A 1160-nucleotide genomic window follows, 5' to 3' on the forward strand; every position below is an offset into this window, starting at 1 on the left:
ATAATTTTTTCTATAATTAAAATATCGATACCTTCTTATATCTCTATTTGATTTAAAATTGATTAGGTTTTGAGTCATAAAAAACTAATCAATTCCCTGTATTTAACTATACAGGGGATTTATAATGAATTGAAATTTTAATGAAATGAATTATGCAACTGACTTTAGCTATAAATAACTTAATTGCAATAATGAGCTCTTATTTTCATAGTATTTTGTGGATTGATATCATTTCTGTAACTCTTTAAGAGTATTTCGCTTTAAGCTATCAATAAAACTTAATAATTCAGGTATCATCACTAGATATGGATAATAACACAAAACTATTCACAAGCACCACATATTTGGATGAAATGATGCTAATGGAAGATGAAGCGCCATTAATAGCAATGAGCATTAATAAATATATAAAAAAGAAAGGATTCAATGTTTCTAATGTTTTGGATATACCCTGTGGGTTAGGTCGTATTTCTATAGAAATGATTAAATTTGGGTATAATTTAATAGGCGTAGACATATCTGATCAACTTTTAAATATAGCCAAGTCCAAGAGTAAAATTTATAAAGTGGATAAAAAATTTCAACTATACAAAGCAGATATGTATACTGACAATCTAAAAAAAATTATAAATGAAAGCCCAGATTTAATTTTAAACTGGTGGACAAGTATAGGATATAAAAGTCAGGATGACGATATAAATTTTTTTAAGATGTTACACGACTTATCGCATAATGGAACTATTTTCATGCTAGAAACATGGCACAGAAATTTTATATTAAGTCACCCCATTAAGAGAACATGGAAACAGCTAAAAAGTGGATATGTCTTAATAGAATACAATATTTCAAATTTCAATTCCTTAATAGAAAGCAATAGGAAATATTATAAGTTAAATAACAATTCTTTAGAATTTGAAGGTCAATTTAATACAAAGGTTATATTATATGATTTATCTGATTTGGCAAAAATGCTGATAAACACGGGTTGGGAAGTTATAGATGTAATGAATAATATAGAAAATCCATCCCCTTTTAATCCAAATAATAATGGGCTTGTTATAGTAAGCAAATCAATTTAATTTATATTCTTATTGTTACTGGCGATTTAAAATTTAGACTTTTTTCCATTTAATATAAGTATTCTTTTGTTTAAGAATAAA

1 protein-coding gene is annotated in these 1160 nt (G+C 25.9%); it reads left to right on the forward strand.

The window, feature by feature from the left end:
• Nucleotides 1-305: 305 nt before the first annotated feature.
• Entirely contained in the window at nucleotides 306-1079 is a 774-nt protein-coding gene (locus tag AOG55_RS03525) for a methyltransferase domain-containing protein (protein ID WP_084779397.1), read from the forward strand.
• Nucleotides 1080-1160 lie beyond the last annotated feature (81 nt).

The organism is Acidiplasma cupricumulans (genome assembly GCF_001402935.1).
Taxonomy (GTDB): domain Archaea; phylum Thermoplasmatota; class Thermoplasmata; order Thermoplasmatales; family Thermoplasmataceae; genus Acidiplasma; species Acidiplasma aeolicum.